This is a genomic window from Brunnivagina elsteri CCALA 953, from assembly GCF_002289455.1.
Lineage (GTDB): Bacteria > Cyanobacteriota > Cyanobacteriia > Cyanobacteriales > Nostocaceae > Brunnivagina > Brunnivagina elsteri.
The window spans coordinates 1-6,081 of record NZ_NTFS01000393.1 but is presented as its reverse complement, the minus strand read 5'-3'; the positions used below and the strand labels follow the sequence as shown (position 1 = coordinate 6,081).

General features: G+C 43.9%; 5 protein-coding genes. All 5 read right to left on the bottom strand.

Annotation, left to right across the window (positions count from 1 at the left end):
* On the bottom strand, positions 1-1,055 hold a 1,055-nt coding region (locus tag CK510_RS24725; RefSeq protein ID WP_095724205.1), incomplete at its 3' end, for an ATP-binding protein.
* A gap of 232 nt (positions 1,056-1,287) precedes the next feature.
* Entirely contained in the window at positions 1,288-2,379 is a 1,092-nt protein-coding gene (locus CK510_RS24720) for a metal-dependent hydrolase (protein ID WP_095724204.1), read from the bottom strand.
* A 117-nt stretch (positions 2,380-2,496) separates the two neighbouring features.
* On the bottom strand, positions 2,497-3,522 hold the full coding sequence (locus CK510_RS24715; protein ID WP_245912422.1) for an ATP-binding protein: 1,026 nt from the start codon (positions 3,520-3,522) through the stop codon (positions 2,497-2,499).
* Positions 3,523-3,602: 80 nt separating this feature from the next.
* Positions 3,603-4,658: a hypothetical protein gene (locus tag CK510_RS24710; protein ID WP_095724202.1), complete on the bottom strand. Its 1,056-nt coding sequence runs from the start codon at positions 4,656-4,658 to the stop codon at positions 3,603-3,605.
* A gap of 602 nt (positions 4,659-5,260) precedes the next feature.
* Positions 5,261-5,929: a hypothetical protein gene (locus tag CK510_RS24705; protein WP_095724201.1), complete on the bottom strand. Its 669-nt coding sequence runs from the start codon at positions 5,927-5,929 to the stop codon at positions 5,261-5,263.
* Positions 5,930-6,081 lie beyond the last annotated feature (152 nt).

The following is a 6,081-nucleotide window of genomic DNA, read 5'->3' as shown; positions in this document are numbered from 1 at the left end:
ATCTTACACTTTTGACCCTCAGTACCCATTCGTACCAATGCTTCCAACGGTTGCAGCCCAGCCACAATATTTTCCGCAAACCTAAATCTACGAGATACCCTTTTTACTTCAGTTTGGTCAATTGCCAGCACAATCTTCGTTGAACTATTTGCGATCGCCTCATCACTAATTTCCGCATCTCGCTGTGATGCCAACACCGCACATAATCCGTATTTACGACCATCCCCCAAGATAATTTTGATACTCCGAGAATTTTTAACTTCCTTAGCCTCATCAATAAAAACAAAGCTACGCGGCACTTTATCCTCGATTTCCCCCATAATCCGGTGCGAATCCATCAACTGTTTAGTCAAAGCCTCAGCTGCGATCGCACTTAATCCCGGTACTTTTCCCAATGCCGATAAATCGAAGCGAATAATTTGAGCATCTAGGGATGGTTGGGGTTTATCAAAGATGCCGTATTGAAATGTGGCAGCCAATTTGAGTTGCAACTTTACCGATTCCTTACAACCGTCCTCAACTCTCGATTCAATCTCAGAGCGGACATCAGCAAAAGTTGGTGGTATCCGAATCCAAGTATTAAAATCATCCTGCACAATTCCCTTCATTCCATAGCAGCTATTAAGAATGGAAATAACCAAACCCTCTTGATTAGCACCAAGTACCAATGCCTTTTTGAAAATGGCAGCAACTGCGATCGCCTGCAAATTGGGACCACCACCCTTAGTATCCAAATCAACCACCAATGGATTAATCCCGTAGGGACTTTCCATATCAAGCGGGTAACAAACCTCACCAGGTAACTCTAAATCACCATGAAAATCGATAATAACTATTTTGATTTGGGGAAATACTTGAGGTAATTCATGTGCGATCGCCTTAAGTGTCTGTGTCTTCCCGCTACCCGATGCACCAATTAATACAACATGACCATTGGGTAATGCAGCAGGATTCCAAACAACGTTATCCCCCAGTAAAATTCCCTTTGTTATTGCAGCATCTTCCTTTTTAATCGAATTGGGCTTTAAAATCGCTTGTGGCAGTGGTTTCGGCATTAATAATCCTTATTTATTTCTCAAGAAACCGGGTTTCTCTTTAACTCAGCACGACTATCTTCGTTGCAACAGGTGGAAGAAACCCTTCGGGTTCGCCACTTTGACGGGACGGAAACCGACACCGTCAAGTGGTCTCACCTGGTTTCTCCCATCACCAGATGCTTAATGCAACAAGGTTATTCAGGGTTCTCGCGTAATAAGAGAAATTGGGTTTCTGGGTTTATCCCAACGATTAGAGATTTCGCGTTAGGGAGAAACCCAATTTCTTGTTCAATGTGGTAATGGTTTGGCTGGCATTAATAATCCTTATTTGTAAATTACCTGTAGCAAATTGTTCACCTAATTTTTCCATTACCCGTGCCAGTGGTGCAGCTTCCAAATTCACCGATTCACCAGACACTTTGATACATGGAAACTGATATGGGTCTTGTGAAAGTTTGATACTCTCCGCATCATCCACACTCAACTGACCACTAACAAACACCATTGCCCCAACTCGGTTAAATGGCGTTAAAACCTCCGCTAACTGTTCTTCCTCCAAACTCACCGATTCAATATTAGTAATCGCAGCTTTCCCCACATCTGCTGTAATCCGTTCGGTAATAATCTGCGAACCCGCGTCAGTTCCAGCTTTATAAATCTCACCTTTCCCCGACTGCACAATAAACCCCGCACCATGAGTCTGAATCACCAAAAAATCCCCCTCAACCTTCGAGCGATCGCCCCCACGTACCCCTTTAATCTGCGCTTTAATCAAGTTGGTTGCACCCGATTCGTTATACAAATTCTCCACCCCCGACGAACTCGCTATCAGCCGATTAAACTGCGTCAACATCCCCCCACTATTGTTAATGTTGAATACCGCCAACGAAGTCGCTATCAACACTATCAACACAAAATATTCGGCATTACTTCCCGTCCTCAACCGCAAATTCCTGTTTCCCGGACATACACACTTTACCCTCGCCGGATAGAACATCTGTACCCCTCCACGAGTAAATGCATCAGCAAACCAGCCAAACAAGTAACCAATATTGATGGCGTGAACCAGGTTAATAAAACTAGGATTAAACAACGCCATACTGTATGATGCGATCGCAATTCCCAAAGATGCCAGCAAACTATGGGTACAACTGCGATGGGGCATTCTTTTCTCCAAGTATCGACTTACCCAAGGAAAAACTTGTCCAGCAGGAGAAGTCGATATATCGATATCCGGTAACAAACCCGCGATCGCACCCGTAAAAATAATAGTCGGACTAGCCGTTCCCAGTAACAGACTCGTAGCTGTACCGCTAATTAGTAAATGTGATATTCCCAACATTAAAACCCCCAAAAACGACTAACCCCGGAAGTCGGGTTCCTTACCCCACAAACAACCTCCCACTCAGCACGACCAAACCAGTAACCCGACTTCTGACCCCACGCAAAAACCCCAAAATCATCTAATCCTCCGACTTTCACGCGGTAAGGTATACAACAACCGTCCCACTCCCAAAAATACAGCCGCCGCAATTCCCCCAAAAATGTACAGTGCTTGATTATTTGTGCCCAATCCAATAAATCGCATCACCACAAACACAATCCCCATCAACAATATCAACGGCGTAATATCAAAATACCTATCGTGGTCGGCTCCTTCTACCTCCAATCCCAAATACTCCTCATCAATCGCCCGAATCGCCAACATCGGATTTCCCCCCGCACGTTCCTGCAACTTCGATAAATCCGAAGGCTTCAAACTAATCCCCCGCTCCAATGCTGCTTGTTCCATCAGTTCCCGAATCGCATACTCCGGCAATGGCTGCAATTCAATCCGAGGAATATTGATAAAGATGTCATTTCGCGGTGGGTTTGTCGCCAATAACAACATCGGCACATTGAGTTTCCGCAACTGCTTCAGCCACATGCGAAACTTCACCTCACAAACCTGCACATCATCAATCACCAAAAAACCCGTGTTGTTTTCTAAATAATTTGCGATCGCCCGTTTCAATTGCTCGGCACTCAGCGCTTTACCCTCCAAGCTTTGAGTTTCTACCCCCAGTTGATAAGCTATTTCCACCAACATTTGTTTCGGTGTCGTCGGTTCAATATGTGCCACCACAAACCCATCTTCTTGTAGCTTCTCTACTACCACCGACGCTAGTACAGATTTACCACAACCTTCTTCACCAGCGATTAGTAGTGAACCATTAGCTAAAAGTGAGGCAATAATCCGGTTTAACTCGGTTTGGCGGTAAATTCTTCTTTCAGTTACAACTTCAGTACTAACGGTTTGGGTACTAACGGTTTGTTCTGGAGTTGGTTCTGGTTCCTCCGGTTTGTTTGGTGCAATCCGCAAGCGTAGGAAAATCAACACTAATGCACCACTTGCCATTACAACAACCAACAAAACTAAAGCCATCCCATTAATTGCCACACCCCCCACAGGCACTAACACCATCGTCACGCTTGCCAACAACACCAGCAGCCCATACTTTAACTTATAGGCTACCAAGCATAGCCAAGGTATGCTCGACGTTAAAACTGAGCAAAGCCGAAGTTTTAAGCCGCCACCGCTCCTTTGGCGAAATCTATTAGCGCGTTGGCGTATGCGAAAGGGTCAACTTCTGGAATTTGTGCTGATTCCTGAATCTTTGCCTTCAATTCCTCTGGCAACATCTCTGGATTCTCAATAAACTGTTGCGCCAACATATTCTCGGCAATCAACACCCCCGCAGCTTTATTCTGGGCATTTTTCATCACCTGTTCCCCCAGCGCGTTCATCTGAGATACTTCATGCTGTCGTACAGTCTCAGCTTGTTCATTCTCTGCCGCACTCAACGTCTGGCTCTGAGAAACCGCCATACCCGATTCCTCCGTCGAACCATCCGCCATACTTCTATCGGGAGTTGTTAAAGCAATCGCACTCGTCGGTTGATTATTTTCAATGTCGTCGTGAAAGTGTCCACTGTCCGTATCCATGCTGTCACATTTCGCATCAACTACTGTCGGAGAAGTTTCCTCTCCCACAGGTCCCGACGGTTCCGGTATCGGGTAGCCTTCCATCCGTCCGGTAGCTTTGATGTGTTCGTGTAGCCCATCCATATACCCCGCTTGTACGCCATCCAGATAAGCCTTGTTCTTAATCTTGTACGTCGTTATCTGTAGATAGCGCATCCGACCGTACAACGAATCACGACCTATCTCATATTTTTTTAAAAATTCTAATATGGAAATTTTAGAAAAAATATCGACATTTTGACTGTCGGCTACCGTACTGTCTGGTGTCGGCTGTTTACTGTCTGTCGTACTGTCGGGTGTAGTTTGTTTATTGTCGGGTGAACTGTCGGGTGTAGTTTGTTCACTGTCTACCGTACAGTCGGGTTTAATTTGCTTATTGTCGGGTGAACTGTCGGGTGTAGTTTGTTTACTGTCGGGTGAACTGTCTGCCACTACAGCACAATTTTGTACCGGATTGTCGGGTATAGTTTGGTGATTGTCTGGTGAACTGTCTGCCGTATTTGTATTAGTTGATTGCAGATTGTCTGGTAAAGTAGTTGTGTTTGTTACCGTACTGTCTGCCGATGATAATTGAATATTTTCTAGTTTGTCTGCCATAAAGTTAAGATTAGTTTGTGATTATAGGTTTATTGTCTGGCATACATTATGTTAGCCAGTACCGTACAATTACTGATTGTCTGGCGGACACTTCTATTATTTTTTATTTGTCTGGTAATGATGAGATTTATTGTTAGTTTTAATTATAAATATAGATAATACAAAATTAATTTGTAATGAGTTATTGTTATTAATTGATGTTGAATATGAGGTGTTCCTTGATTGTGAATTATCTCAGTATGGGAATGTGGGTTTGGTAGGTGTCTATATATATGCACATAAAATGAGATTGACTGTGTGAAACTTTTCACGCAGTCCTTTGAAAGTCTTAGAAACTTGGGTTTAATTTTGGAGTAAACCTGTTGACAAGGTGCGTTCACGTAGGCAAAGCCAGTCCCTTTGGGACTTAGTGGCGGCTTCCGCATCGCCCTTGACGGGCATAGCTGGGGTGCAGGCGGGAGGGAGAGTCGAGGGGAGTGTTACCACTCCACCCCTCTCTTCCGAAACCGTGCGTGCGTTGTTCACCGCACACAGCTACTCAATGTGCAATCCTATTGTCATTAACGTTACTAGCAACATGATTCAAATCTGCGGAATGTGGGTTACAACGAAACATTCATCTGTACCAACCTCATACCTAAAGGCTTCCAATTGGGGTTAGCCGAAGAAAATGTTGCATCCCCCAATACTGCTTGGTACTGTTTAGGAAATCTCTGACTCGCATTACGAGCCGCATCGACTTGCAAGCCTAATTTTCCTTTATACTTAGCTAGCTTAGTAGTTTCCAGCAAAACAGTACCACTATAATCCCAGCCTAATCCGTACAGTTTAAATTCACCTAATTTTTGGCGTAACTCATCAAAGGTTGTTCTAACTCCAATACCTTCAGGTGTTTTCCATGCAGAACCGAAATCTATCACACTTGCGGCTTTTGTACGAGTGTTGTCGTTCCAAACAACTGTAAAAGAGCGCTGCGACCCCAGGTTTACCCGCGTCACTGGAAATTTACCGATTCCTTCTGCTCCGGAAATAGTTTCATCTTTCAAACGGGATTGACCAAATAACTTAACTAAATTTGCTTTAGTCGTTTTGCGGGTTACTAGACCGACTCGTTCTCCGGGAATAACTAGGGTGTCTTTTAATTGGACAGTTTGAGTAACAGTTACTGGTCGGTTAAGTTTTTGCGCTACTGCTACCACCTGTGTTGCTGTTGCATAGCTCAGGAGCATCATTAACGTTGCTGTTTGAATACTTTTTATAGCTAGGTTCATATTTCCTACTTTTAAGAAAATTTAAATGAAACTGGTGTGCAAGTTTATCAAAAAAAATCCGCCAACAAAAAACAGGAATATGTCACCGTTGTCAATACTAAAAAAGGTACAATTAATAACTTAACTGGTACTGTAGAGGGTAATCGAGAAGG

Excerpts from the sequence above, each read along its gene's own strand:
- CK510_RS24705 (WP_095724201.1), bottom strand. The coding sequence starts at position 5,929 with ATGAACCTAGCTATAAAAAGTATTCAAACAGCAACGTTAATGATGCTC.
- CK510_RS24710 (WP_095724202.1), bottom strand. The coding sequence starts at position 4,658 with ATGGCAGACAAACTAGAAAATATTCAATTATCATCGGCAGACAGTACG.
- CK510_RS24720 (WP_095724204.1), bottom strand. The coding sequence starts at position 2,379 with ATGTTGGGAATATCACATTTACTAATTAGCGGTACAGCTACGAGTCTG.